Source organism: Sedimenticola hydrogenitrophicus (assembly GCF_025175675.1).
Taxonomy (GTDB): domain Bacteria; phylum Pseudomonadota; class Gammaproteobacteria; order Chromatiales; family Chromatiaceae; genus Sedimenticola; species Sedimenticola hydrogenitrophicus.
Genome location: NZ_JANIOA010000002.1, coordinates 19,890 through 46,255 on the forward strand (window position 1 = coordinate 19,890; position 26,366 = coordinate 46,255).

Here is a 26,366-nt window from a genome sequence, read left to right on the forward strand (position 1 = left end):
GTACCAATGGGTTACCACCGAACTGCCCTGTGGGGCGACTGATGGCGGGAAACTGTCCCGGACTGCCTGGACAGGCTATGATTGGAGTTGCAGGCCGGCAGTGAAAGATGACAACAATTTGTTCGGCACACGTCTCCCATTGCGCTCGGCAAAGCGCTATATCGGGGCGCTGTTGCGCCGTTGGTCGGTCGATGGGGCAAGGGGAGCAAGCTTGGGCGTGATACTTAAACGGCGGGTCAGCGCGGTGATGGGGGCGGGATTACTGGTTTTTTCCGTCTCAGTGGGCGCTGATATCTATAAGTACGAGGATCGTCACGGCAAGCTCTATTTTACCGATCATCCCATGAAGGGGAGTGGCTATCGTCTGCTCTGGCACTCGACAAGCGAAAAGAAAAACTCCGCCGCCTCAAGAATCGATACGGCGTCGAGTGAGCGCAATCGCCGCCGCTACGCCCCCATAATTGAGGAGGTCGCGCGCAAGGTCCGGCTCAAGCCCGAGCTGTTGCATGCCGTGATCAAGGCGGAATCCGCTTACGATCCCCGCGCGCTTTCCCGAACCGGGGCCAGGGGATTGATGCAATTGATGCCGGGGACGGCAAAGCGGTATGGTGTGTATGACAGCTGGGATCCCAAGTCCAATCTGATCGGGGGAGCCACCTATCTGCGGGATCTGCTGCTGATGTTCGACAATGATCTGCATCTGGCCCTGGCGGCCTATAATGCGGGTGAAAATGCAGTGAAAAGGTTTGGCAACAGGATCCCGCCTTACCCTGAGACCGAGGCCTACGTAGCCCGCGTGCTTGATCTCTACAGGGAGAACCGGGCGTCGGGCCGTGTGACCGCCCTGAACTGAAACTGAAACTGAACCGGGGTAGCCATTTTACACGCGCCAGTCGCCGATCAGGCTACTGATGGTCGCCTTGTCCCTGTCTGATATATCGATGACATGGAAACCTATCCAGCGCTGGTCCGATCCCTCCATCTCCTGGACCCAGAGACTCTCCGCCCCCAGCTGAATGCTATGCGACTCGGTGCTGCCGGGTGCAAAGACAATCTGAAACTGGAACACATAATTTTCCGGCAAGGCCTTCTCGGTGATCATCATGAATCCGCTGGTGGAAATATTCACCAGGGTGCCGATGAACTCATTCGACTCAACATCAAGAATATCAATTCGGCTATTGCAGATTTTTCTTGGGTGGGAACGTTTCTCGGGCATTACCGTTTTCCTTGTTTGCGCCTAACCGGCAGGGTGGATGCCGATCGATTTTTGTAGAATGGAGTGGATCGCTTTCAGGGCCTTACTGACAAAGGGGATGCCAGTGGGTTCAATCATCCTCGCCTTACCCGAGCAGAGCTGCTTTGCCAGCTCTTCGGAAGGCGTGATGTAGGCCTGGATGCCAAACCGGTCCACGAACATATATTTATGGGTGATTGGGCTGAACCAGGAGAGCTTCAGGCGGCGCAGCTTATCATGTTCATCCACCAGTTCAAACCAGGTGCCGAATCTGACCTCGCGTAATTTGACCAACATCTGCTCCTCTTCGTCGTTCGGCAAGGGGGTGGCCGGATGCGCCGGCATGGGCTTTTTTTCATTGCTGATGGGCTTGATGATCGGTTGCGATATCTCGACTTCCCCTTCGGGTTTCTGCTTGACTTCGGGGGCGGCCGGCTGCTCAGAAACTATCGAGGCGAGCAGTTTGAACAGGGCATTGCTATCGGGATGATGATAGTTTCCCAGTGAGTCCAGGCCGGTCTTGATATGCTGAACCAGGTTTTTCTGGTTTTTGATCAGCCACTCCCGTGCCCTGGGATTGTGTCGTGCATCGATCACCTGGACCAGGCTGTCGATAACCGCCAGCACGGAGGTCCACTCCTTGCTTGATTCCGCCTCCGCGTCGCGCAGCAACATCAGGATCATCCGGTCCAACCAGGCATGGTTGAGAAAGCGCTCAAGTACCGGATGCAGATGGCGTCCCCTGGTCCTGCGCTCGATCTCCTCCCGGGCCCGCTTTCTGGCCGTCTCCAGTCGTTCCCGACCTTTGGCGGCCTCCTGATTCCGCTCTTCCAGTATTTTTGCCCGGGATTCCAGCTCATCGGTCTGTCTTTCGAGCTTGTAGAGCATTTCGTCAAAGATCGAGAGTTCGTTCTTGAACTCCGTCAGAATGGTCTTGACCAGCCCCTGCATCGGGTAGTAGATGCCGCGTCGCAGGTCCTCTTCATCGATCCAGCGCTTGCCGGCATCGACCATCAGATTAAGGAGTTTTCTGGCGGTGTGCGCTTCATCGGTCAGAAAAGTGTGGTCAAGAATGGCAATCTTCAGGTAGGGAGTGTGCAGATGACTGATCAGGGCCTTGGCGATATTGGCCAATCCCTCCTCGTCGAGCACTTGTTCAAACAGCATGCCAACCAGTTCAATGGTATCCAGGTCCGCTGAAGGGATGGTACTCCTGTCCAGTTCGTTGAGTAGTTTGGTTCTTTCGGATTCCAGGGTCCTGCGGACGTTCTGGATCAGATTGGTATCCAGTTCGATGGATTGTGGTATGCCTCCATCGCTCTCCGGTACCGGAAGATAATCAGCCTGGGAGTGTGGTTGCACCTGCTCAATCGCCTGCGCGATGGCAGAGGCGCTCTTCAGCTGGGCGGTATTGCCGCCGGGAACCTGATCGGGATGGTTGCTGTAGTCGGGATCGGCCGCTCGCCGGGCGGTCAGCAGATCGTGAATCGACTGAAACAGCTCCTCGCCCAACACTGCGCTGCCACCCGCGGGTGCCGCCTGCCCGGTGGTGGCATGCGCCGGTCCGGCATCGAACGGCCCGACGCGGGTCGGTTCCATCGGATGCCTGGCAGCGGCGTCCGCCGGGGCCTGCCGGGAGGGCGGCGGAATAATCGAGCTCAGTTTCAGATTGGGGAAGATACCGGCTTCGATCAGCTTGTCATTGAGGTTGTTGTAGATGCTTTTGGCGTCACCCAGGACATATTTCCCGAACAGGAAGTAGACGATCAGCTGGATCTGCTTATCCGTATCCAGTACCTCTGCCGCCTGCTGAAAGGCGATTGCGGTGTGGGCGGGGCAGGCGGGTATGTCGTCTTCGGCCAGTTTTTTGCCGCCGCGCAGTACCGCCAGCCGTTTGCCCAGGGAGTATAACTCCTGATAGCAGTCGGACTGGGCCTTGGAAATCATGCTCTGGATGGCGATATGCTTCTCCAGCGCCTCGTTATCGACCACCTCGAGTTCAATTTCAGTGGCCTCTTCAGCCGGGGAGTTGGGATAGACAATGGGCTTTCCCTGGATGAAAAGCTTGAATCCCTGTTCGATGGACTCTCTGAAATCGTGTTCGATGGCATCCCTGAGAGAGAGGATGTGGTTGATGGCTTCAAAAAATCGCGCTTGAGAGGCGTTGGTCTCCGCCTTTTTGGCAAAATCGAGAAAAACCGGTTCGATCTGTTGAAAAAGCTCGTTCAGCTGGGTGGTGAGGTAGACCATCACCATGTCCCTGCACTCGCCCAGCAGTTGTTGATGTTTTATTTCCGACTGGGCGGGCTGCGGTTTCTCGGATAACTCTTCCATAGGCGACTTCCTTGACTTCAACTAGACGGTGGCATGTGCTAAATAGCGTAGCGACCAGGTGTTGGAGCGCTTTAGTTATACCTGCCACTGTCTATCTTTACCCGTATTGCTTTTTCTTGGCAAGAAAACGGATAAAAGGGCAGGTCGTTTCCCTTAATATAGTGCCATGATGGTCCCCGTGTCGTGGAATCGGACGAAAAAGAGCACCGGTGTGGAATAAATGCCTCTCGGTCAGGCCTGCTCCGCCATGACCTTTTCATGAAAAATGTAGATGGTTCATGTTCAGGCGCGGTTCAGGAAGCCCCCCCTATCCTGAGTTCAACGGTGAGGGATTGGGCTCTCGCCCCTGATGACCAAAAGGATGCAATCATGAAAAAGAGCACTGTTTTTCTAGCCATGAGTATCATCGCCGCCCCCGGCCTGGTGCTGGCGGATAATGGTTTCCACGACAAGGCTCGGGTAATCAGCAGCCAGCCGCTCTATGAGGTCGTACGGGTCAATCAACCCGAGGAGCGCTGCTGGAATGAACGGGTCCGCCACCGCGGCGGTTACCGCGGTGACTCCTACACCCCGGGCATCGCCGGTGCCATTGTCGGTGGCGTGGTGGGTAATCAGTTCGGTAAGGGCAGCGGCAGGGATGCCATGACCATAGCGGGTGCGCTGTTAGGGGCCTCGGTCGGCAATGACCTGGGGAAGCGGCCGACCCACGGCTATGTCACCAGCGAGCGGCGTTGCGAGGTGGTGGATCACTACCGGGAGCATGAGGAGTTGGTCGGTTATGATGTAAAATACAAATATAAAGGTCAGGTGTTCCATACGCGTACCGACCGGGATCCGGGGAAATTCATCGAGGTGCGCGTTTCAGTGGTCCCGGCCGGTGGTTACGACCACGATTTTCGGGAATATGACTGAAGGTACGATTAACAGCCGTCCTGCAGGAGGATTGTATGGTTTCGATACGACAGCGCCGGTTGCTGGGGGGGCTGTTGCTCGCCGGCATGCTTTTCAGCCTGCCGCTGGCGGCCCAGCACGGCGGCCCGGGTGACCGGGGAGACCGGAACGGCGTCGATCTTGACACGACGGTGGAACGGATTCGCAAGGAAACCGGCGGTCGGGTGCTGCATGCCGAGACGCTGGAAAATCAGGGCAACCGGGAACATCGGGTGAGGATCATTGACGACCGGGGCAAGGTGCGGCGTTATCGGGTGGATGCCGGTTCCGGAAAGGAAGAGTCCCCCGGGCAGCGGCGGCGCTGAGGAGTCGCCATGCGTATTCTGGTAGTGGAAGATGAAGCCCCGCTGAGACATCAGTTGCAGCAGCGGCTGGTGGCCGAGGGGTATTCGGTGGATGTGGCGGAAGATGGCGAAGAGGGGCGCTATTTCGGCGAGGAGTATCCCTTTGATCTGGCCGTCATCGATCTGGGTCTTCCCAAGCTCTCCGGCATAGAACTGATCCGCGGATTGCGTCAGCGCCAGGTGGCTTTCCCGATATTGATCCTGACCGCGCGGGATAACTGGCAGGACAAGGTCGAGGGACTGGAGGTAGGGGCCGATGATTACCTGGTGAAGCCGTTCAATATGCAGGAGCTGCTGGCGCGACTCAATGCCTTGTTGCGCCGCTCGGCCGGGTTTGCCTCACCGCAGATTGCCTGGGGACCGATTGAACTCAACACCCTGCACCAGGTGGCCACCCTCAATGGCCAGGAGGTGGCGTTGACCGCCTATGAATACAAGGTACTGGAGTATCTGATGCTGCATGCGGGTAAGGTGGTTTCCAAGAGTGAGTTGACGGAGCATATCTACGATCAGGACTTTGACCGCGACTCCAACGTACTCGAAGTGTTTATCCGCCGGTTACGAAAAAAGTTTGATCCGGATGGCCTGTTGCAGCCGATAGAGACGTTGCGTGGCCGCGGTTACCGCTTCACCCAGAAATTCCCCACCGCCTGATGCGTTCGATCCATGGCCGACTGTTGCTGGCGGCATCGGTGGTGCTGGCGGCGTTTCTGGGGCTTGGCGCATTGGCACTTGATCGCGCCTTCCGGGACAGTGCGGAGAGTGCCATGCAAGCCCAGCTGATGGGGCAGATCTACTCCCTGCTCGGGGCCGCCGATACCGATGCGCGGGGACGCATGCGGCTTCCGGAAGACCTGCCTGATCCGCGCTTTGCCAATCCCGCCTCCGGACTCTATGCCCAGGTCAGGGGCGAGCAGGGGCAGTACCAGTGGCACTCCCCTTCAGCGGTAGGTCGCCAGTTTCCCATGCGCACCGATATTCCGCCGGGGAGTCCCCTGTTTCAGCTCCTGCCGGCCGATGAACCCCTCTATCTGCTCAGCTACTCCCTGCTCTGGGAGGACGATAGCGGTGCCGAGATCGGCTATCTGCTGGTGGTGGCCGAGAGCGCAGTCGGTCTGCAGCAGCGCGTTGCCGCCTTCCGCCAGACCATACTGCTCTGGTTGGGAGGTGCGGCGCTCATTCTGCTGCTGGTACAGGGCGCCGTGTTGCGCTGGGGACTCAAACCGCTACGGGCGGTGGCGGCCGATCTGCGCATGATCGAAAGCGGCGCCCGTGAGCGTCTGGAGGGGGAGTATCCCCGGGAGTTGCGTCGGCTCACCGACGGGATCAACTCCATGATCCGTCACAGCGTCGCCAGTCGGGACCGCTACAGAAACCGTTTGGGCGATCTGGCCCACAGCCTCAAGACACCGCTGGCGGTGCTTCAAGGGGCGGCCGAGGGCGAAGATCCCCGGTTGTTGCGGGAGGCGGTCGCCGAGCAGGTGCCGCGGATGAACGAGATCGTACAGTATCAGCTGAAATCCGCCGCGGCGGCCGGGCGCGGGGCGGGGCTTGGCCAGAAGACGGCGTTACGTCCCATCCTGGACAGGCTGGTGAGGACCTTGCAGAAGGTCTATCGGGAGAAATCGATCCACTGCCGCTGCGAGGTGGCGGCGGATCTGCTGTTCCCCGGGGAGTCGGGTGATCTGTTGGAGTGTCTGGGAAATATTTTGGAGAATGCCTTCAAGTATACCCATACAACGGTCGCCATCTATGTGGAAGCGGACCAGACAGGCGCAAAGGCGGCGGGCGTCCGTCTCTGCGTGGCCGATGACGGACCCGGCATTCCTCCCGAGGTGAGGGAGCGGGTGCTGCATCGGGGCGAGCGCGTGGACCAGCGGATCCCCGGCCAGGGCATTGGACTCTCCGTGGCCGGTGAGATCGTACAACTGTATGGGGGGGAGCTCGAAATCGGGGATAGCACCCTGGGCGGGGCCTTGATCGGCATCCGGATGCCGGGATAGGGGTTGCCCGCCTTAGTTGATCCAAATTAATAAAAAAAACGCTAAAGCCATTGAATTATCAGCCGTTATATCGGATTGTACGCAGTGCCGGGCAGCGCCTTCGCTGTCCGTGTCGAGGATAGGGTCAAAAAATTCGATGTTATTGTTCAAAAAGCGCGCGCGAACGCCGCTCCAGGTGGGGGTGGGATTTCATTCCGACGGCCTCTCTTTGGTGTCAATAGATCTGTCGGGTAGTGCCTGTCGTCTGGAGAGCTGTGGCTTCTATCCGGCCGATGCGGGTAGCCCACCCGATCTGGTTCAGGCGATCAAGTCGAATGGTTTGCGTGGCGCGCCGGTGGTGGCGGTACTGGCACCGTACGCCTATTCCCTGTTCCAGGTGGAAACCCCCGAGGTTGAACATGAAGAGTTGAAAAGCGCCATCCGCTGGCGCATCAAGGATCTGCTCGATTACCATATCGATGACGCGGTCCTGGATATTTTCGACCTTCCGGTCTCGCAACGCCGCAGCGGCCCACGCATGATGTACGTGGTGGTAGTGAAGCGAAACCTGATTCAGCAGTATGTCGATCAGCTAGAATCACTCGGACTGGAGATTGCCGCCATCGATATCACCGAACTGGCGTTGCGCAATGTGCTGGCGCTCGCCGGGGAGCCCGAAAGTCTGCAGGCGCTGCTCTATCTGCCCCCCCATTACGGCATGATCGAGATCGTCCGCGGCGATACGCTCTACCTCAATCGGCGCATCGAGATCAGCGGCAACGACCTGGTGGATCAGGGCGGTTTCGGACTTCAGGAACTGCTCGATTCGCTGGTGCTCGAGCTGCAGCGCTCCCTGGACTATCACGAAAGCCAGTTTGGCCTCGGGGCGGTACCGACAATCTCGGTGATTGCACCCGAAGCAAGAAAACAGCAGCTGCAGTCCCAGGCGGATCAGAGTCTGGCGGCAAAAGTTCGACTGCTCGATCTCAGCGCTTCGCTGGAGGGGCTGGATGCGGTCGATCCTGCCGTGCTCTATCGTTGCCTGCCGGCCATCGGTGCGGCCCTGAGGAGGGACTGAGCGATGCGCAGCAAGCAGCAGATCAATCTTTATCAGCCGATTTTTCGCAAGCAGCCGGTCGCCTTCTCATTCAACATGTTGCTGATACTGGTGATGGTCTCAATCCTCGCCATGGCGAGCCTCCAGGGGCTAGGGGAGTGGCAGAGTGCCCAGCTGGCCGACCGGCTCAGATCCACCCAGGCACAACACGATGCGCTGGAGGCGAGCCTGGCGCGCATGGCCGAACGGCTCCCCCGGCCCACGGTGAACAAGATGCTGGAGAGTGAATTGCAGCAACTGATCGAGAAGCGGAAAAGCGGATTTGCCCTGCTGAATACGCTGAAATCGCGGATTGCCGCCAATCGCGACGGCTTCTCGGGGATCTTCGAGGGGCTGGCGCGACAATCCTTTCCTGAGCTCTGGTTCAGCCACATCGCCATTACCGAAGCCGGCAACTTCCTCTCCCTGAAGGGCCAGGTCATGCAACCGGAGTGGTTGCCGCTGCTGTTGAAAAATCTTGATCAGGAACCGGCCTTCACCGGAAAGCATTTTCAGATTGTCGAGCTGGCGCGTCAGGATGGGCCTGTCCCGGTGTTGAATTTCCGTTTGCTGACCGACGGCAGGGGTGAGGAACCATGAGTGCGCTGTTGGAAAAGGTAAGACGGTTGCCGGAGCGTTTCGATACGCTCAGCGGACGGGAACGGGTGATGATCCTGGTGCTGGTGGTCGCGGCGCTGGTGGGTGGCTGGTTCAATCTGCTCTGGTACCCACAGAGCATGCAGCAGCGGCAGATCGGTGACAACATCGACGCGCTTGACGCTCAGATCAAACAGCTGGACGTCCAGTTGGCCGGGTTGGTGAAGCGGGCGGAGCAGGATCCCAATGAGAAGATCCGTCAGGAGCTGGAGCAGCTGAAGCGGTTTATTGCCGAGATGGAGGGGCAGATCAAGGGGACCACCGCCGCACTGATCGAGCCACGGGAGATGGCACAACTGCTGGAGCGGATGCTGCTTAGCAACGAGTCACTGCAGCTGGTGCGGTTAGGCACGTTGAAAACCGAAGCGCTGATGGGTGGCAAGCGGGCAGACTCCGGGCAAGAGAACGCGCCGGTCTTTGATGATCCGGCCCGGGTGGCGGAAAAGAATGTCTATCGCCATACCTTTATTATCGAATTCGAGGGGGGGTATCTGGCGGTGCTCAAATATCTCAAGGCGCTGGAAGCGCTGCCGGGACGGTTTTTCTGGGACGGTATCGAGCTGAAGGTGACCGACTATCCGAGCGCCCGGGTCAAGCTGCAGCTGCACACCCTGAGTCTGTCAGAGGGGTGGATAGGTGTCTAAACGGCTCCGATACGCTATCGCCGGTGTACTCCTGCTCGCATTGATGCCGGCGGCGGCGGGCGAGTTGCGCGATCCCCTGGAGCCCTATGGCTTCCGCCCGGTGAGCCCGGGAGTCTCCGCGGAGACGCGGGGTGCGATGTTCGATGCGAATTCCTTACGGCTTTCAGGTATATTCGTAGGGCCGGATGGCGCCAGTGCAGTCATCAATGGCCGGCGGCTACGGGTCGGCGATGAGGTTACGGGTGCGCAGTTGGTGCGTATAGAATCCCACGCGGTCGAACTCGACCTTGACGGGGATAGATTCAAAATCGAATTGTTGCCGATAACCGTTAAAACACCGGCAAGGCGTTTATCTGGAGGGGGAGAATGAGTGTGTCTGGTTGTGCGATCCGATCACCTTTGCTGGTCCTGTCTCTGTTGCTGCTGGGCGGCTGTCAGAGTATGGCTCCACAAGGTGGCGGCACCATGGAACAGATCCAGGGCGATCTTAAAACACTACCCGCCGAGGTGAAGCCGGCTTCCCTGCCGCCGCCGGCCGTTACCGCGGCGCTGTTACCGCCGGTGGATATGCGGTTCCCCAAAGCAGACAAGCGCGCCCAGGAGGCGCGTTTCGACGTCAATGTCAGTGAAGTGCCGGTGCGTGCCTTCCTGATGGGGTTGGTGGAGGGTACCCCGTACAACATGGTGGTGCACCCCCAGGTGGAGGGCAGCCTCTCGCTCAGTCTCAAGCAGGTCACCATCCCCGATGTGATGGAGGTGCTCAGGGATGTGTACGGTTATGAGTACCAGCGGGTGCGCAGCGGGTTCCAGGTGTTGCCGGCACGCCTGCAGTCACGCATCTTCCAGGTCAATTATCTCAACCTGAAACGCAACGGCAGCTCGCAGACCCGGGTCAGCTCGGGGCAGGTCTCGGGTAGCAGTGACGGTGATGGCGGAAGCTCCGGTTCCGACAGCGGCGCCAGTGGCGTCACCTCGGGCAGCGAGATCAATACCACTTCGGAGGCGGACTTCTGGAGTGAGCTCTCCGGTGCGGTTCAATCCATCGTCGGCAGCGGTGCAGAGCGTTCGGTGGTGGTCTCTCCCCAGTCCGGTCTGGTGGTGGTGCGCGCCATGCCCCATGAGCTGCGCGAGGTGGAGGCGTTCCTGGAGACCACCAACGAGGCGATGCACCGCCAGGTGATCCTGGAGGCCAAGGTGATCGAGGTGGAGCTGAACGACGGCTACCAGGCGGGTATCAACTGGGCCAAAATGATGAGCGTGAATGGCGACAGCCTGAGCCTCGGCCAGAGTGGCGGCGCGACGCTGTTCAGTAATCCGGGGGGCGCCGGGGTGGAATTGCCGCAGGGCGGCATCGGATCGCCGACCGAGGACTCGCCGGTCAGCTTCACCAGTTTCTCCGCCTTCGGTGGTCTGTTCGGCGCCGCGCTCAATACCGGCAGTTTTATGGCCTTCATCGAGTTGCTGGAGTCGCAGGGCAATGTGCAGGTGCTCTCCAGTCCGCGCATCTCCACCCTGAACAACCAGAAGGCGGTGATCAAGGTCGGCAGTGATGAGTTCTTTGTCACCGACGTCTCCAGTACCACCACCACCGGCACCACCACCACCACCACGCCGGATATCACCCTGACCCCGTTCTTCTCCGGTATCGCCCTGGACGTCACCCCGCAGATCGACCGGCACGGCCGGGTGACCCTGCATATCCACCCCTCGGTCAGCCAGGTGACCGATCAGCAGAAGGTGATCCAGGTGGGCAACGAGAGCCAGAACCTGCCGCTGGCCAAGAGCACGGTGCGCGAGTCGGACAGCCTGGTCTACGCCCAGAGCGGCCAACTGGTGGTGATCGGCGGACTGATGCAGGACACCCGCAGCGAAGAGGTCGCCTCCACCCCGCTGCTCGGCGATCTGCCGCTGTTCGGTCAGCTGTTCCGGCACACCCGGCAGGCGGCGAAAAAGAGCGAACTGGTGATTGTATTGCGCCCCACCGTGGTGGAGAGCGCCGAGACCTGGCGGGCGCGGATATCGGATACGGCGGAGCGTTTCCGCCAACTGGATCGCGGTTTTCACTACGGCAGCCAGCCCGAGGTGTTCGGCAATCTCGGTGAAAAGACTGAGTGAGTCATGTACGAGAGACACTTTGGACTCAACGCATCCCCCTTCAGTCTGACCCCGGATACGGATTATTACTTCTCCTATAGCGACCACCAGGAGGCGCTGAATGTCCTGCTGGTGGCCTTGCGCATGGGCGAGGGATTCCTGAAGATTACCGGTGAAGTCGGCACCGGCAAAACCCTGATCTGTCGCAAACTGCTCAACACCCTGGCGGACGAGGGGATGGTCACCGCCTATATCCCCAACCCCTACCTGACACCCTCGGCGCTGCGCCATTCCCTGGCGGAAGAGCTGGGGGTGGATTACCCGCTGAATATCGGCGGGCATCGGGCCCTGCAGCGGATCTACGGCCGGCTCATGGCGTTGAAGGCGGAGGGGCGGCAGGTGGTGCTGTTGCTGGATGAGGCCCAGGCCCTGCCCGAGGAAACCCTGGAGGCGATCCGCCTGCTGACCAATCTGGAGACGGAGAAGAGCAAGCTGCTCCAGGTGGTGCTGTTCGGTCAGCCGGAACTGGACCGGCACCTGGAACGCCCCTCGGTTCGCCAGCTCAGGCAGCGCATCACCTTTTCCCACGCCATTCATCCGCTGAACCGTGAGGGGTGCCGTGGCTATGTGCGGCATCGGACCCGGATCGCCGGGCACAACGGCGATACCCTGTTCAGCGACCAAGCGCTGGAGTGGCTCTGCCGCGGCAGTCGCGGCATACCCCGGCTGATCAATATCCTCGCCCACAAGTCGCTGCTGGCCGCCTATGGCGAGGGCCGGCCCCAAGTCGATAAGGGCCATGTCAGAAGGGCCATCGCGGATACGGAGGGGGTATCGCGGCAGCGCAACGGCCTGATGCGCCTGTGGCAATCCCTGTTCAATCGCCAGACACCGGTTGTCGTGCGAGGCCGGGGGTGAGCCTGATCAATCAGATGCTGCGCGACCTGGACCAACGCGAAGCCGCGGCGGGTCCGCGGCAGCACAATACTCCCCAGCCGGTACCGCCAGGGCCGGCCAGCGGCCGCACACGGCGCCTGGCACTCTGGTCCCTGACGCTCATCGCCGCACTGCTGGCGGTGGTCTATGTGTCACCGCGGATAGCGCCGATGCTGGTCACCCTGACCGCCGAGGATGCCGTCGAGGCCCACGGCCGTCAGGCGGAGAGGGACAGCGCCAGCGCCGTCATTCCCCAGGCCCTGCCCCCGTTGCCGGCCGAAGCGGCAGGCCGGACCGTCCCGGCGGATCCCGCGCTGGCGCGGAGTGCGGTGGACGCGGCTCCATCCGTCGCTGATGACCGCGCCGTCGACAGCGATCCCGGGGTGATCGCATCGGTTCTTTCCGCATCGGCCCTTTCCCCATCGGCCCTTTCTGAGTCGTCGCGCATTCACGAGAACAGCCAAGGAGAGGCGGTCGGCCGGAGTGCACCGCCAGCGATCCAGGCGGGGAAGGCAACCGGGCGGTCCGACGCACCGGCCCTGGCGGCGGATCTCCCCCTGTCCACGTCGCGGGGCGGGGTGGCGGATCCCGCCGCCGGCGCGTTGCCGGTAAATCGACCGATGCGGGAGGCGCCGCCTGTTGCCTCGGTAGCCGCGCCGGTCGCAGCTCCGGTGGTCCGGGTACGAAAGGTCGCCGCGAAAGCGGTGCGGGAATCGGCGGCGGATGTCTACGCCACGGCCCTGATGCATCTCAACGAGGGGCAGCTGCAGGAGGCGGAGGCGTCGTTGCGCCATGCCCTCGCACTGGACCGCACCCATGGCGAGGCGCGCCGGCTGCTGGTGATGTTGCTGCTGAACGGTGGGGAGCGGCTCCCGGCCATCGCCCTGCTGGACGAGGGCCTCGATCTGGCCCCCGACGCCACGGCGCTGGCCACTTTGCGCGGCCGGCTGCTGCTGGAGGATGGCGATCTGTCCCGGGCCATCCGGCTGCTTGAGCGGCAGCGCGCGGAGGTGGGTGACGATATGGAGCTGCTGTCACTGTTGGGTTCGGTCTATCAGCAGGCCCGCCGGTTTGCCGCGGCGGTGGGGATTTATCGCCGCATCACCGAACGGCAACCGGACAATGCGCGCGCCCTGGCCGGTCTGGCCATCGCGCTGGAGGCCACGGGCGCCCCTGGCGAGGCGTTGCCGCTGTATCGCACGGCGCTCGCCCTCGACACGCTGCCCGCGGCGGTCAATGAGTATGCCCGGCAGCGGGTCTCGGCATTATCGGTGGAGTGATAACAGTATGGTTGAAGTGGTGGAAACAAATCCGACGGAGGTGATACGCAGCCGCAAGCGCATCCGTATCGGCGATCTGCTGGTCGACAACAAGGTGATCTCGGAAGGTCAGCTGCAGGCCGCGCTGGCCGAGCAGAAGCGCTCGGGACACAAGCTCGGCTATACCCTGATCGAGCTCGGTTTTATCGATGAACAGCGGCTGCTCGACTTCCTTTCGCAACAGCTGCAGATCCCCTACATCGATCTGACCTCCTTTCCGCTGCAGCCGGAGGTGGTGAAAAACGTCCCGGAGACCATGGCGCGGCGCTATCGGGTGATTGCGCTCGAACTCGGTGACAAGGATGTGCTGGTGGGCATGGCCGATCCCACCGACCTGTTTGCCTACGACGAACTGGGACACCACCTGAAGAAGCGGGTGCGCCAGGCGGTGGTCCGGGAGGGAGATCTGCTGGAGGCGCTGGACCGCATGTACCGGCGGTCGGATGAGTTGACCTCGCTGGCCGGTGAACTGCATGAGGACCTGACCCAGGGGGATTTCGATCTCGGCCAGCTGATGCAGACGGTGGAGGCGGGGGACGCGCCGGTGATCCGCCTGTTGCAGACGCTGTTCGAGGATGCCCTGCAGGCCAAGGCCTCGGATATCCATATCGAACCGGACGAGGAGGTGTTGCGAATCCGCCAACGGGTCGACGGGGTGCTGCACGAGCAGGTGATGAATGAACGGCGAATCGCGCCGGCGCTGGTGCAGCGGTTGAAGCTGCTGGCCAGCCTGGATATTTCGGAGAAGCGCCTGCCCCAGGATGGGCGTTTCCAGATCAAGGTGAAGCGTCACTCCATCGATGTCCGGCTCTCCACCATGCCGGTGCAGCATGGCGAGGCGGTGGTGATGCGGCTGCTGGATCAGAGCTCGGGCATCCTCAGCCTGGACGATCTGGGGTTCGAGCCGGAGCTGTTGCGGCGACTGCGGGCGCTGATCAGAAAGCCCCACGGCATGGTGCTGGTCACCGGCCCGACCGGCAGCGGCAAGACCACCACCCTCTACTCCGCCCTGAATGAACTGAACTCCGCCGAGAAGAAGATCATCACGGTGGAGGACCCGGTCGAGTACCGGTTGCCGCGGATCAATCAGGTCCAGGTGCACGAGCAGATCGGGCTCAGTTTCGCTCGGGTACTGCGCACCGCCATGCGTCAGGACCCCGATATCCTGCTGGTGGGGGAGATGCGCGACCTGGAGACGGCGCAGATCGGCCTGCGCGCGGCGATCACCGGCCACTTCGTCCTCTCCACGGTCCACACCAACAGCGCCATCGGTACCGTCGCCCGCCTGCTGGACATGGGCGCGCCGGGCTATCTGATGGCCTCGTCGCTGCTGGCGATCGTGGCGCAACGGCTGGTCAGGCGGGTCTGCGGCCATTGTGCGGTACCTTATGAGCCGGATCAGATCGAACTGGCCTGGCTGGAAGGGGTGCGCCATAGTTATGATCTGAGTGGCCTGCGCCGTGGCCGGGGCTGCAATCGTTGCGGTAACACCGGCTATCAGGGACGGGTCGGGGTCTATGAACTGCTGGAACTCAATGGCGAGATGGCCTCGGCCTTGCGGCGTGACGACCATGAGGCCTTCGCCCGCATTGCCCTGGCCAGCGAGCGCTTCGAACCGCTCTGGCAATCGGTGTTGCGTTTTGCCTCCCAGGGTGTCACCACGCTGAGCGAGGCGATTCGGATCTCGGGCGATGTGGAGGCCACCGGGTGAAACGGTTAGTGAGCGATCGGGCGGGTGGTGACTGATGCGGGCATATCAATACAAGGCGCGAAACCGCCGCGGTGAGGCATTGACCGGTACCCTGGAGGCCGAGACCCCGGAGGCGGTCGCCGAGCAGTTGTTTCGTTCCAGGCTGACCCCCATTGACATCATGCCGGTTGAGCGGCGTGGCACCAGCAAGGAGATCAAACCGGCCTGGTTCCAGCAAGGTGTCAAGCTGGATGAACTGGTGCTGCTGTGTCGTCAGCTCTATACCCTGCAGAAGGCCGGCGTGCCGATCTTGCGCGGCTTCAGCAGCCTGATCGAGACCACCCGCAATCCGACCCTGGCCGCCGCCCTGAAAGGCATTGTGGATGATATCCAGTCAGGGCGCGAACTGCACATGGCGCTGGCCCGTTACCCGGCCATTTTCTCGCCGCTGTTCATCAGCATGATCAAGGTGGGTGAAAATACCGGCCGCCTGGATGACACCTTCCTGCAGCTGGCGGGTTATCTGGAGCTGGAGAAGGAGACCCGCAATCGCATCAAGAGCGCCACCCGCTACCCGTTGACGGTGCTGCTGGCGATCGTCATCGCCATGGTGATTATCAATATCTGGGTGATCCCGGCCTTCGCCGACGCCTTTGCCCGCTTCGATGCCGAACTGCCCCTGGCGACCCGGATCCTGCTGGGCATCTCCCACTTCACCCTCAACTGGTGGCCCCACTTGCTGGCGGGGACCATTGCGCTGTTACTGGCCCTGGGTGCCTGGATTCGCAGCGAGGAGGGGGGCTATATCTGGGCGCGCGCCCTGCTGCGGATACCGCTGGTCGGGTACATACTCAAGAAGGCCATACTGGGCCGCTTCTGCCGTTCCCTGGCCCTGGCCATGCGCTCCGGTGTCCCCCTGGTGCAGGCCCTCTCGGTCATATCCGGGGTGGTCAACAATGCCTTTATCAGCGAGCGCGTCCTCAGTATGCGGGACGGCATCGAGAGTGGTGACAGCATCGCCCGCACCGCCGCGGCCACCGGCATGTTCACCCCCATGGTGTTGCAGATGATCGCCATCGGCGAAGAGTCCGGCTCGGTGGATGACCTGCTACTGGAGACCGCCGAGCATTATGAGCGGGAGGTGAAATACGACCTGGCCCGGCTCTCGGATGCGATCGAGCCGGTGATCATCGTCATCATCGGCGCCATGGTCCTGGTGCTGGCACTGGGCGTGTTTCTGCCGATGTGGGATCTCTCCTCGGCGGTGAACAAGCACTAGGAGTCTGTCGGGTTTATCCGTTTGAAGCGAAAATCACTGGGGGCGAATCAAATCAGTTTATCGAACGAGGAGAATAGTGGGCCTATTTAACGAGTTCGATAAGCTGAGTGGATCGCCATCCAGGGATTTGCAGCCAAACAGCGTTAAATCCGGCAGGCTCCTAGCCCTCGCTCAACAGGTTGCGCAGGTCGATCACGGCGGCATTGGCCCGCGAGATGTAGGAGGTCATGACCAGCGAGTAGTTGGTGACCAGACCGAAACCGCCGCCGTTGAGCACCATCGGACTCATCACCGATTGCTGGCTCGCCTCCAGCTCGCGGATGATCTGACGCAGGCTCACCAGGGCGTTCTTCTTCACCAGGATGTCGCGGAAATCCAGCTCCACGGCGCGCAGAAAATGGACCAGCGCCCAGGTCGATCCCCGCGCCTCGTAAAACACGTCGTCGATCTCCAGCCAGGGCGTGCGCACACCAATCCGGGCCGGCGTCTGGGTGGATTGGGCGGCATTCGGATCACCGGCCAGGTCGGTGTTGAGCCGCTCCTGTCCGACGCTGGCGCTGAGGCGCTGGGATAGACTGCCGAGACGCTTCTCCACCACCGAGAGCCATACCCTCAGGTTGTCGGCGCGGGCGTAGAACTGGGTGTTCTGGGCGTCGTTTTTCGCCAGTTCCGAGAGGTAGCGGCGCAGCGCCTTCAGGCCTTCACGGTACTCACCTTCGGTTGAGGGGAGTATCCAGGAGTCGTTACTGAAGTTGAACTGCGGTTCGGCGATGGACAGGTCCAGGTTTTCCGTGGACTGTGACTGGGAGCGGCTGATGTCGTTGCGCAGGACACGGGCCAGGTCACGTGACTGCACCAGGGCGCCGAACTCCCAGTTGGGGATGTTGTCCAGTAGCACGCTGGGCGGCATGACATCGTTGCTCAGGTAGCCGCCCGGTTTATCCAGAAGGGTCTCCATTACCCGAATCAGCGCCGCCGTGGTATGTGCCCCGGTGACCCGCTCCGATCCGCTCAGCTCCCAGCGGGTGTTCTCCAGGATGTCGAAGCTCTCCGGCTCCTGGCTCCAGTAGATGCTGAATGCGTAGAGGATAATCAGCAACGTGACGGTCGCCAGTCCACTGGACCAGAGCCAGCCTTTTTCGCGCATAGTCCGCGGATGGTATAGCAGCGTAATGCGACGCACCAGGTCGCCCGATCTTGATCCCAGGGAGCTGAAAAAATTCATCACTAGTGATAGTTCCGTATAAATAGTTGTCCAACGGCGGCGCATCTTGGGACAATGGGCCCGGATGCAGCACCCGGCAGCCTGTCGACGCTGCCGCCACGGACCGGTATCGGTCCGCCAGGCTGCCAAGTATCCCATATCTGAAGGAGTGATGTATGGCCAAAACCTATGATCTGATCGCCATTGGTGGCGGAAGCGGCGGGCTCTCCGCGGCCGAACGGGCGGCGAAATACGGGGCGCGCACGGCGGTGGTGGAGGCGGGCAGGCTGGGCGGGACCTGCGTCAACCTGGGCTGTGTGCCGAAAAAAATCATGTGGTACGGCGCATCCATCGCCCACACCCTGGAGGATGCCGCGGCCTACGGATTTGCCCTGAAGCGGGAGGGATTCGACTGGGGCCGGCTGGTGGCCGAACGCAACCGTTACGTGGCCAATATCAACAACTGGTACCACACCTATCTGGCCGATTCCAATATTGATGAGATCAATGGCTTTGCACGGTTTGTCGACAACCACACCCTGGAGGTGGACGGTGAACGCTATCAGGCCGAGCACATAGTGATCGCCCCGGGCTCCTCCCCGGTGGTGCCGGAGATCGAAGGGGCGGAGCTGGGGATCACCTCGGACGGCTTTTTCGGGCTCGCGCAACAGCCCCGCCGGGTCGCGGTGGTGGGCAGTGGTTATATCGCTGTGGAGTTGGCGGGCATGCTCAATGCGGTCGGCTGTGAGGTGACCATGTTCCTGCGCGGCGAACATCTGCTGCGCCGCTTCGATGACATGCTGCGCGAAAGCCTGATGGAGGAGATGCTCAATGACGGGGTCAATATCATCTCCTCTTCCCGTATCGAGCGGGTGGCGCGGGCCGATGATGGCACTCTCGATCTCTATTGCAACGGCAGTGGCCAGCTGCAGGGTGGCTTTGATCAGCTCATCTGGGCCATCGGACGCCGCCCGGCATCGGCCGGACTGGCGCTGGAAAATACCGAAATCGTCCGCGACAGCGCGGGCTACATCGACGTGGATGCCTTCCAGAATACGGCGGTATCCGGTGTCTATGCCCTCGGGGATGTGACCAACGCGCCACAGTTGACCCCGGTGGCCATCGCGGCGGCGCGACGCCTCTCCGATCGGCTGTTTGGTGGCATGGCGGAGCGTCGGCTCGATTATTCGCTGGTTCCCAGCGTGGTGTTCTCGCACCCGCCTATCGCCACCGTCGGTCTGACCGAGAATGAGGCCAGGGCCTCCCATGGCGAGGCGGTCAAGGTGTACCAGACACGTTTCACCCCCATGTATCACGCCTTTACCGAGCGTCAGAGCAAGGTGGCGATGAAGCTGGTCTGTGTCGGTGCCCAGGAGAAGATCGTCGGCTGTCATATCATTGGCTTCGGTGCCGATGAGATGTTGCAGGGCTTCGCCGTGGCCATCCGCATGGGGGCCACCAAGCGGGACTTCGACGACACCATCGCCATCCATCCCACCGCGGCGGAAGAGCTGGTGACCATGCGCTGAGGTTACGGATTCAGGTATTACATGTGACCGGTAGGATGCTGGTGAGCTTGCGAACCGCATCATTCCATCCTCGGGTCCGTAAACGGTGCATCCGTGCACCACTCCTCGCGATAAGGGTTGATGCGGTTCGTGCCTCACCGGCATCCTACCCGGGGACGTTCCGCTTTCCGGTGGCTGTTTACCCGGGTGGATCAATCACCCCTGGCCATGATGGGCATTCATTCCCGCGGCCATGTGCAGGTAGTTGGCCAGACGCTGGGGGGCGATCTTTCCGCTCGCCACCGCTGCTTGCAGGGCGCAGCCGGGTTCGTGCTGGTGGCTGCAATTACTGAACCGGCAGTGGCCCAGAAAGTCGTGGAATTCGATGAAGCCGCCGGCCAGCGCATCCAGGCTCAACTGCCCCAGCCGGAAACTGCGCACCCCCGGGGAGTCGATCAGCTGACCGCCCGTGGGCAGGTGGTAGAGGGTGGTGGCGGAGGTGGTGTGGCGGCCTAGGCCGGAGGCCACGGAGAGGCGGCCGATCTGGATCTCGATATCCGGCAGCAGTGCCATGACCAGGGAGGACTTGCCGACGCCGGATTGCCCCACCAGGATGCTGGTCTGGTCTTTCAACTGCGCGATCAGCGGGTCCAGTCCATGCTCGTATTTGGCGCTGATCTCGATCAGCGGATAGCCGATTCCGGTATAGTGGCCGAACTGCTGCTCGAACCGGTGCAGGGCGTCCCGGTCCATCAGGTCGCGTTTGTTGAGTGCGATCAGGGTGTTCACCCCGATCTGTTCCGCCGCCACCAGGTACTGGTCCACCAGATAGGGGGTGGGGGCGGGCTCGGGGGCCAGCACGACGACCAGCTGGCTGATGTTGGCCGCCAGGGCACGATCCTCACCGCTGAAGTTGGGGCGGATCAAGGCCGTCGCGCGTGGCAGGATGGCGGTGACCACTCCCTGGTTGTCACCGGTCGCCTGCCAGACCACCCGGTCACCGCAGACAACCTGGCCGATATTCTGTCTGGAGAGGCAGTGGGTGTAGCGGCCCGAGTCATCGGTCACCACCAGGTTCTGACCGTGACGCGTCACCACCAATCCTTCCCGGGACTGACCCTCGTCGGCCTCGCTGAGCGCCAGATCCGTCTGCTGCTCCAGCTTGTCTCGGCGTCGCTCCTGGATCGCCTTGATGCGCTCACGCTGCCGCTCGGTCAATCGCCGTTTTGCCATGCGAAAGCGGTTACTCGCTGAAGTGGTAGTAGGTTTGATTCAGGTGTTCGGCGCTGTTTTCCACCTCGTCTTCAAACCAGTTGAGATTGAGCGACAGTTGACAGCGTTGCACCTGGCTTGAGAGTTCCTGGCGGCCGGTTACCCGCCGCTCTTTGCGGGTGTAGACCTCGCTGCCATGGCAGGCGGTGCAGTTTTCCTCTACCTGTGCCTTGCCCGCCGCAAGGTCGAGGGCGTTGGCCTGACCCAGGGTCAGCCCTGTCAGGCAGATGGTGCCGATCAGCGTGGTTAACGGTCTCATGTGGTCTCCTTATCCGGTGTCGAACCAGGGGGAATTTTAGCTGACAAATGGGCCACCCGTACCGGCGCCGGGGGGTGGCTGTCGTGGAATGCCGAGTACAGTGGGTCGGGCGTCAGGGTGCTGGCGTTTTCCCGGTAGAGCTTGACCAGGGCCCGGATCATCGGCTCCGCGCCCGCCTGGGCCACGGCAAACTCGTCCGCCTCAAACTCGTGGCGCCGCGACAGGATCGCCATCAGCGGGTGCAGAAACTGGGTGAAGACCGGCAGCGCGAGCATGAACAGCAGCAGCGCCAGGGCGCTGCTCTGACCACTCACCCCCAGCGCCTGGTAGAACCAGGGTTGGCCGACCAGCCAGCCGAGCAGGGCAAACCCGAGCAGCGACATGGCGGTTGAGAGCAGCAGATGCTTGAGGATATGGCGGCGCTTGAAATGGCCCAGCTCATGGGCCAGTACCGCCTCCATCTCGTCGCCGTCCAGGCTCTCCGCCAGGGTGTCGAAGAAAACGATGCGCTTGTGTTTGCCGAAGCCGGTAAAGTAGGCGTTGCCGTGCCCCGAACGTTTCGAGCCGTCCATGATGAAGATGCCCTTGCTGGTGAAGCCGCAGCGCTCCAGCAGGCCCTGGATGCGCTGTTTCAGCGGCCCCTCTTCCAGGGGGGTAAACTTGTTGAACAGCGGCGCGATCAGGGTGGGGTAGACCCAGATCATCAACAGCATGAAGCCCATCCACACCGCCCAGGCGGCGAGCCACCAACTGTCGCCGGCCCGCTCCATCAGCCAGAGGATCGCCCACAGCAGGGGGATGCCGAGCAACAGCGCCAACAGCAGCTGCAGCAGCAGGTCGGTGATGAAACGCCGCGGCGTGGTCCGGTTGAAGCCGAAGCGCGTCTCCAGCACAAAGGTGTTCCAGATGCCCAGGGGGAGCTCCAGCAACGCCGAGACAAGCGACACCGAGAAGATCAGGCCGATGCCGCCCCAGACAGGGTCAACCGGCCACTGCTGCCACTGCCGATGGAGCAGATCGATGCCGCCACCCAGGGTCCAGTACAGCAGCAGGCCGGTCCCGATCAGCAGGCCGATATGGCCGATGGCGAGTTTTGCGCGGATGTAGTCGGCGGCTTTCTGGTGCTCTTCCAGGGTCACGCGGTCGGCGAAGGCGGACGGTACCTGGGCGCGATGGGTCGCCACATGCCGCTGCTGCCGCTGCATCAACCAGAGTTGCAGCAGCACGCCAATGGCAATGGCGGAAATGAACAGGAGGGTGAATAGGTGCATCCCCACAGGATACAGAGATAGCGGCGCTTCTGCTAGAATGCCAGTCCAGCAGACCAGCCCAACATATGCATGGCACTAAGTTAAGCCCAGAGCCCCGTCATCCCGGCGAATGCCGGAGGAGTGGTGCAGGGATGCACCGTTTACGGACCTAAGGATGGCATCCAGAACCCGCATCCGCGGTGAATTCATGGATTCCGGCCTGCGCCGGAATGACGAAAAAATGGATTCCTGCATTAACCTTAGTGCCATTCGCCCAGCATATAATTAACCGCGGGAGATGAGATGGCGCAGGATTCGACAAACTTGATCTGGATTGATCTGGAGATGACCGGTCTCGATCCCCAGAACGACCACATTATCGAGATCGCCACCATTGTCACCGATGCCGATCTCAATACCGTTGCCGAAGGGCCGGTGATCGCCATCCGTCAGCCGCGGGAGGTGATGGCGGCGATGGACGAGTGGAACACCAATCAGCACGCCAAATCGGGCCTCACCGAGCGGGTGCTGGCGAGTGATCACAGCGAGGCGCAGGCGGAGCGGGAGACCCTCGACTTTCTACGTCAATATGTGCCCAAGGGGGCCTCGCCCATCTGCGGCAACAGCATCTGCCAGGACCGCCGGTTTCTGGCCCGCTGCATGCCCGAGCTGGAGGACTACTTCCACTATCGCAATCTGGATGTGAGCACCCTCAAGGAGCTGGCCAAGCGTTGGGCGCCGGCCATCGCCAAGGGCGTGGTGAAGAGCGGCCGGCACCTGGCGATGGACGACATCCGCGATTCCATCAACGAACTGCGGCACTACCGTGAACACTTCCTGAGGATTCCGCCGGCCACCGAGCCCACGGAGCAGTAGCGGCCGGTCCGGGGCGGGCCTCCCGTATCCCCGGGTTCCTCTTCAGATGGCGGCAGTTCAGAGACAACGCCGCCCTCACGCCTGGCCGCTACCCCCTGTGTCGTGCCAGCGCCCAGCGCACATGCTCCCGGACCAGTTCCGACGGGTCATCGCACCGGCTGTTGAGGGCGGTGAGGATCTCCGGCGTGGTCTCGGCATTGCCCAGGGCGACGGCGATGTTGCGCAGCCAGCGTTGATGGCCGATGCGGCGGATGGGTGAGCCTTCGAGGCGCTTCAGGAACATGGCCTCATCCCAGGCGAACAGGTCGCACAGGCTGGCACTGTCCAGGCAGTTGCGGGGGCTGAAATCGGCCTCGGCCGCCGGGGTGGCGAAGCGGTTCCAGGGGCAGGCCATCAGGCAGTCGTCACAGCCGTAGATACGGTTGCCCATAAGCGGCCGCAACGCCTCCGGGATCGCCCCGTCCAGCTCGATGGTCAGGTAGGAGATGCAGCGGCGCGCGTCCACCTGGTAGGGGGCGACGATGGCCCGGGTGGGGCAGATGTCGATACAGGCGCTGCAGCGGCCGCAGTGGTCCGCTTCCGCCCGGTCCGCCGGCAGCGGCAGGGTGGTGTAGAGTTCGCCGAGAAAAAACCAGGAGCCGGCCTGGCGGTTGACAAGGTTGCTGTGCTTGCCGGTCCAGCCCAGTCCCGCCTTCTCCGCCAACGCCCGCTCCAGTACCGGTGCCGAATCGACGAAGGCACGATAGCCGAAGGGGCCGACGGCGGCCTCGATTTGGTCGGCCAATTTCTGCAGGCGGCTGCGCATCAGCTTGTGGTAGTCGCGGCCGAGGGCGTAACGGGAGATAAAGGCGCGCCCGGAGTTCGCCAGAACGGCCTCCGGATCATCGCCGGGCGGCAGGTAGTCCATACGTACCGAGATGATGCGCAGGGTGCCGGGCACCAGTTCGGCCGGACGTGACCGCTTCAGGCCATGGCTGGCCATGTACGCCATGTTGCCGTGCATGCCACGCTCCAGCCACTGATGGAGGTGCCGCTCGGCCAGGGTCAGGTCGGTGTCGGCAATGCCGACCTGCTGAAAGCCGAGCGCGGCCCCCCAGTCGCGGATCTGTTCGGCGAGGAGCTGGTAGTTTGTGTAATACGGGTCTGACATGGTGGGGGTTATCGTAGCATCGATAGCGCTGAGAATAGCATCCGCCGGGTGAGACAAACAGGACGACGCCATCTAGCTTCGGGCGGGGCGAGGATCTGCCTGCTTGCTTGCCGGGACGCCGTAAACCCATCCCTGGGGGCTTGCCACGGCCATCCATGGCCGCGGACACCCGTCAAGCAAGCAGTCAGATCCCCTCGTTCAAGCATTTGCGCGTTCAGATGATGTGACCCAGGTGAGACAAAAGCCCGCTGGAAACCCTACAATAGGCAAAAAGCCACGCCGGATTCATTTCAGCATGCTGATCACCGACCCATCACAGCTTCCCGCAAGACTCTACCTGGCGGAACAGGTCCGCGCCCTGGACCGTTGTGCCATCGAGCAGCACGGCATCCCCGGCCTGATCCTGATGGAGCGGGCCGGTGCCGCCGCCTTCGAGCTGCTGCGGGCACGCTGGCCGGAAGCGCGCTCGATTACCGTATTGTGCGGTACCGGCAATAATGGCGGCGACGGTTTCGTGGTGGCGCGGCTGGCGCTGCAGGCCGGGCTGACGGTGCGCCTGCTGCAGCTGGGGGACAGCGCAAAACTGCGGGGCGACGCATTGACCAGCGCCGAGCGGTTTCGCCAGGCCGGTGGCACCATCGAACCCTATGCCGATCTGGATTTCCCCGTCGACTTGATTGTGGATGCGGTACTGGGTACTGGCCTGGAGCGTGCCGTCAGCGGGCCTTGGGCAGAGGCCCTGATGGCCGCCAACCGGCATCCGGCGCCGCTGCTTGCCCTGGATATCCCGTCAGGTCTCCACGCGGATAGCGGCCGGATCCTTGGCTGCGCCATCCAGGCGCAGGCGACCATCAGTTTTATCGGCCTCAAGCAGGGCATGTTCACCGCGGAAGGCCCGGCCTGTTGCGGGGCGATCGCCTTTGCCGACCTGGAGGTGCCGCCCGAGGTGTATCGGGCGGTGGAGGGGAGTGCCCGCCTGCTGCGCTGGCAGGCCTTTGCCGAGCGTCTGGAGCCGCGTGCCCGTTCCCTGCACAAGGGTGATTGCGGCCATCTCCTGCTGGTGGGGGGGGAGAGGGGTCTTCTCGGTGCCATCCGCATGGCGGGGGAGGCGGCGTTGCGCACCGGGGCCGGCCTGGTCTCTATCGCCACCCGCCCCGAGCATGCGGCACTGATCGCCAGCCAGCGCCCGGAACTGATGTGTCACGGAGTGGTGCAGCCGGAGGAGCTGCTGCCGCTGCTGGCGCGGGCCGATGCGGTGGCGGTCGGGCCGGGTCTGGGGCAGGGGGGCTGGGGGCAGCGCATGCTGCGCCGGGTACTGCAGTGTGATCTGCCCCTGGTGGTGGACGCGGATGGATTGAACCTGTTGGCCCAGGAGCCGGAACGGCGCGACGGCTGGGTGCTGACGCCCCATCCCGGCGAGGCCGGACGGCTGCTCGGGTGCTCGGCCCGGGAGATACAGTCCGACCGGTTCGGCGCGGTTTCGCGGCTGCGGCGGCGTTATGGTGGGGTGGTGTTGTTGAAGGGGGCCGGCACCCTGATCGCGAGTGAGGCGGAAGCGCTCACCGGGCTCTGCCGTGAAGGCAATCCGGGCATGGCCAGCGGCGGGATGGGCGATCTGTTGACCGGTGTGATCGGGTCCCTGATCGTCCAGGGTGAACCGATCGAAATGGCGGCGGAGATGGGCACCTGCCTGCATGGGGCGGCGGCCGATCTGGCGGCCGGGGGTGGTGAGCGGGGGATGCTGGCGACCGATCTGCTGCCCGCGATCCGCCGCCTGATGAATCCGGAGGCCGGCTGAATGTTGCGGATCACGGCCGATACCGAGCAGGAGCAGGAGGCGCTCGGGGCGGCGCTCTCCCGGGTGGCGCCGACCGCCTGTCTGATCTATCTGACCGGGGACCTGGGTGCGGGCAAGACCACCCTGACACGGGGCTTTTTGCGTGGTCTCGGGTACAAGGGATCGGTCAAGAGTCCGACCTACACCCTGATCGAGCCCTACGAGATCGGCGCGCGACGCTGTTATCACCTGGATCTCTATCGACTCGCCGATCCGGACGAGATCGAGTATCTGGGCCTGCGGGATATGTTGCAGGAGGATGCGGTGATACTGGTGGAGTGGCCCGAGCAGGGGCGGGGCGCGCTGCCGCCGCCGGATCTGATGGTGCGCATCCGCTATCGTCAGGGGGGGCGGGAACTGACCTTCGAGGCGGAGACCGGGGCCGGTGCGGAAACCCTGGAAAAGTTACGCGGGGTGCTGGAGTTGAAAGCTAAGAGTTGAATGTAG

General features: G+C 62.2%; 25 protein-coding genes. 18 read left to right on the forward strand and 7 right to left on the reverse strand.

Translation table 11 applies throughout. The features are described from left to right. Positions 1-100 precede the first annotated feature (100 nt). Positions 101-853, forward strand: coding sequence for a lytic transglycosylase domain-containing protein (locus tag NPX02_RS01890; RefSeq protein ID WP_335342502.1), 753 nt, complete (start codon positions 101-103; stop codon positions 851-853). Between the two features lie 27 nt (positions 854-880). On the opposite strand, the gene NPX02_RS01895 is transcribed toward NPX02_RS01890, so the two are convergent. Both NPX02_RS01895 and NPX02_RS01900 read right to left on the reverse strand, forming a co-directional pair. Beyond that, positions 881-1,219: a PilZ domain-containing protein gene (locus tag NPX02_RS01895; protein ID WP_260291464.1), complete on the reverse strand. Its 339-nt coding sequence runs from the start codon at positions 1,217-1,219 to the stop codon at positions 881-883. Positions 1,220-1,240: 21 nt separating this feature from the next. Further along, positions 1,241-3,571, reverse strand: a complete 2,331-nt coding sequence (locus NPX02_RS01900; RefSeq protein WP_260291466.1) for a DUF1631 domain-containing protein — start codon at positions 3,569-3,571, stop codon at positions 1,241-1,243. 369 nt (positions 3,572-3,940) lie between these two features. Between NPX02_RS01900 and NPX02_RS01905 the strand changes: the two genes are divergently transcribed. The 13 genes from NPX02_RS01905 to NPX02_RS01965 all read left to right on the forward strand — a co-directional run bounded on the left by NPX02_RS01905 (position 3,941) and on the right by NPX02_RS01965 (position 16,563). Continuing rightward, positions 3,941-4,483 (forward strand): glycine zipper 2TM domain-containing protein, encoded by a 543-nt coding sequence (locus NPX02_RS01905; protein ID WP_260291467.1) that lies wholly within the window; start codon positions 3,941-3,943, stop codon positions 4,481-4,483. A gap of 35 nt (positions 4,484-4,518) precedes the next feature. Continuing rightward, positions 4,519-4,827 (forward strand): PepSY domain-containing protein, encoded by a 309-nt coding sequence (locus NPX02_RS01910; RefSeq protein WP_260291468.1) that lies wholly within the window; start codon positions 4,519-4,521, stop codon positions 4,825-4,827. A gap of 9 nt (positions 4,828-4,836) precedes the next feature. Beyond that, entirely contained in the window at positions 4,837-5,520 is a 684-nt protein-coding gene (locus NPX02_RS01915) for a response regulator transcription factor (protein ID WP_260291469.1), read from the forward strand. Then, positions 5,520-6,869 (forward strand): ATP-binding protein, encoded by a 1,350-nt coding sequence (locus NPX02_RS01920; RefSeq protein WP_260291470.1) that lies wholly within the window; start codon positions 5,520-5,522, stop codon positions 6,867-6,869. The genes NPX02_RS01915 and NPX02_RS01920 overlap by 1 nt, the downstream gene beginning before the upstream one ends. 211 nt (positions 6,870-7,080) lie before the next feature. Further along, positions 7,081-7,926: a type IV pilus biogenesis protein PilM gene (locus NPX02_RS01925; protein ID WP_260291472.1), complete on the forward strand. Its 846-nt coding sequence runs from the start codon at positions 7,081-7,083 to the stop codon at positions 7,924-7,926. A 3-nt stretch (positions 7,927-7,929) separates the two neighbouring features. Next, complete coding sequence (locus NPX02_RS01930; RefSeq protein ID WP_260291473.1) at positions 7,930-8,544, forward strand: hypothetical protein; 615 nt, start codon at positions 7,930-7,932, stop codon at positions 8,542-8,544. Continuing rightward, positions 8,541-9,245, forward strand: a complete 705-nt coding sequence (gene gspM / locus NPX02_RS01935; protein WP_260291474.1) for a type II secretion system protein GspM — start codon at positions 8,541-8,543, stop codon at positions 9,243-9,245. Before NPX02_RS01930 ends, gspM begins: the two co-directional genes overlap by 4 nt. Further along, positions 9,238-9,615 carry a general secretion pathway protein GspB gene (locus tag NPX02_RS01940; RefSeq protein WP_260291476.1) on the forward strand — a complete coding sequence of 126 codons (378 nt, stop codon included), beginning with the start codon at positions 9,238-9,240 and terminating at the stop codon, positions 9,613-9,615. The genes gspM and NPX02_RS01940 overlap by 8 nt, the downstream gene beginning before the upstream one ends. 95 nt (positions 9,616-9,710) lie before the next feature. Further along, positions 9,711-11,360, forward strand: a complete 1,650-nt coding sequence (mshL, locus tag NPX02_RS01945; RefSeq protein ID WP_260291479.1) for a pilus (MSHA type) biogenesis protein MshL — start codon at positions 9,711-9,713, stop codon at positions 11,358-11,360. 3 nt (positions 11,361-11,363) lie between these two features. Then, positions 11,364-12,257 carry an ExeA family protein gene (locus NPX02_RS01950; RefSeq protein WP_260291482.1) on the forward strand — a complete coding sequence of 298 codons (894 nt, stop codon included), beginning with the start codon at positions 11,364-11,366 and terminating at the stop codon, positions 12,255-12,257. Then, complete coding sequence (locus NPX02_RS01955; RefSeq protein WP_260291483.1) at positions 12,254-13,555, forward strand: tetratricopeptide repeat protein; 1,302 nt, start codon at positions 12,254-12,256, stop codon at positions 13,553-13,555. The genes NPX02_RS01950 and NPX02_RS01955 overlap by 4 nt, the downstream gene beginning before the upstream one ends. 7 nt (positions 13,556-13,562) lie before the next feature. Continuing rightward, positions 13,563-15,305: a GspE/PulE family protein gene (locus NPX02_RS01960; RefSeq protein WP_305792712.1), complete on the forward strand. Its 1,743-nt coding sequence runs from the start codon at positions 13,563-13,565 to the stop codon at positions 15,303-15,305. A gap of 34 nt (positions 15,306-15,339) precedes the next feature. Next, entirely contained in the window at positions 15,340-16,563 is a 1,224-nt protein-coding gene (locus tag NPX02_RS01965) for a type II secretion system F family protein (protein ID WP_260291484.1), read from the forward strand. 160 nt (positions 16,564-16,723) lie between these two features. Here the strand turns inward: NPX02_RS01965 and NPX02_RS01970 are convergent, their stop codons facing one another. After that, complete coding sequence (locus NPX02_RS01970) at positions 16,724-17,788, reverse strand: DUF2333 family protein (protein ID WP_260291485.1); 1,065 nt, start codon at positions 17,786-17,788, stop codon at positions 16,724-16,726. A gap of 155 nt (positions 17,789-17,943) precedes the next feature. Between NPX02_RS01970 and gorA the strand changes: the two genes are divergently transcribed. Beyond that, a complete protein-coding gene (gorA, locus tag NPX02_RS01975; RefSeq protein WP_260291486.1) occupies positions 17,944-19,296 on the forward strand; it encodes a glutathione-disulfide reductase in 1,353 nt (450 codons plus the stop codon). A 195-nt stretch (positions 19,297-19,491) separates the two neighbouring features. Here gorA and rsgA read toward each other — a convergent pair whose 3' ends face one another. The 3 genes from rsgA to NPX02_RS01990 are packed head-to-tail and all read right to left on the reverse strand — an operon-like array spanning position 19,492 to position 22,077. Continuing rightward, positions 19,492-20,508, reverse strand: coding sequence for a small ribosomal subunit biogenesis GTPase RsgA (gene rsgA, locus NPX02_RS01980; RefSeq protein ID WP_260291487.1), 1,017 nt, complete (start codon positions 20,506-20,508; stop codon positions 19,492-19,494). 10 nt (positions 20,509-20,518) lie between these two features. Beyond that, entirely contained in the window at positions 20,519-20,806 is a 288-nt protein-coding gene (locus NPX02_RS01985) for a cytochrome c (protein WP_260291489.1), read from the reverse strand. Then, entirely contained in the window at positions 20,803-22,077 is a 1,275-nt protein-coding gene (locus NPX02_RS01990) for a M48 family metallopeptidase (protein ID WP_260291490.1), read from the reverse strand. The genes NPX02_RS01985 and NPX02_RS01990 overlap by 4 nt, the downstream gene beginning before the upstream one ends. A 282-nt stretch (positions 22,078-22,359) precedes the next feature. Here NPX02_RS01990 and orn point away from each other — a divergent pair, with 282 nt between their 5' ends. Then, positions 22,360-22,932, forward strand: a complete 573-nt coding sequence (orn, locus tag NPX02_RS01995) for an oligoribonuclease (RefSeq protein ID WP_260291491.1) — start codon at positions 22,360-22,362, stop codon at positions 22,930-22,932. Positions 22,933-23,020: 88 nt separating this feature from the next. On the opposite strand, the gene queG is transcribed toward orn, so the two are convergent. After that, positions 23,021-24,082, reverse strand: a complete 1,062-nt coding sequence (queG, locus tag NPX02_RS02000) for a tRNA epoxyqueuosine(34) reductase QueG (protein ID WP_260291493.1) — start codon at positions 24,080-24,082, stop codon at positions 23,021-23,023. Positions 24,083-24,377: 295 nt separating this feature from the next. Here queG and NPX02_RS02005 point away from each other — a divergent pair, with 295 nt between their 5' ends. Next, positions 24,378-25,880, forward strand: coding sequence for an NAD(P)H-hydrate dehydratase (locus NPX02_RS02005; protein WP_260291494.1), 1,503 nt, complete (start codon positions 24,378-24,380; stop codon positions 25,878-25,880). Next, positions 25,881-26,360: a tRNA (adenosine(37)-N6)-threonylcarbamoyltransferase complex ATPase subunit type 1 TsaE gene (gene tsaE, locus NPX02_RS02010; protein ID WP_260291496.1), complete on the forward strand. Its 480-nt coding sequence runs from the start codon at positions 25,881-25,883 to the stop codon at positions 26,358-26,360. Positions 26,361-26,366: the final 6 nt, after the last annotated feature.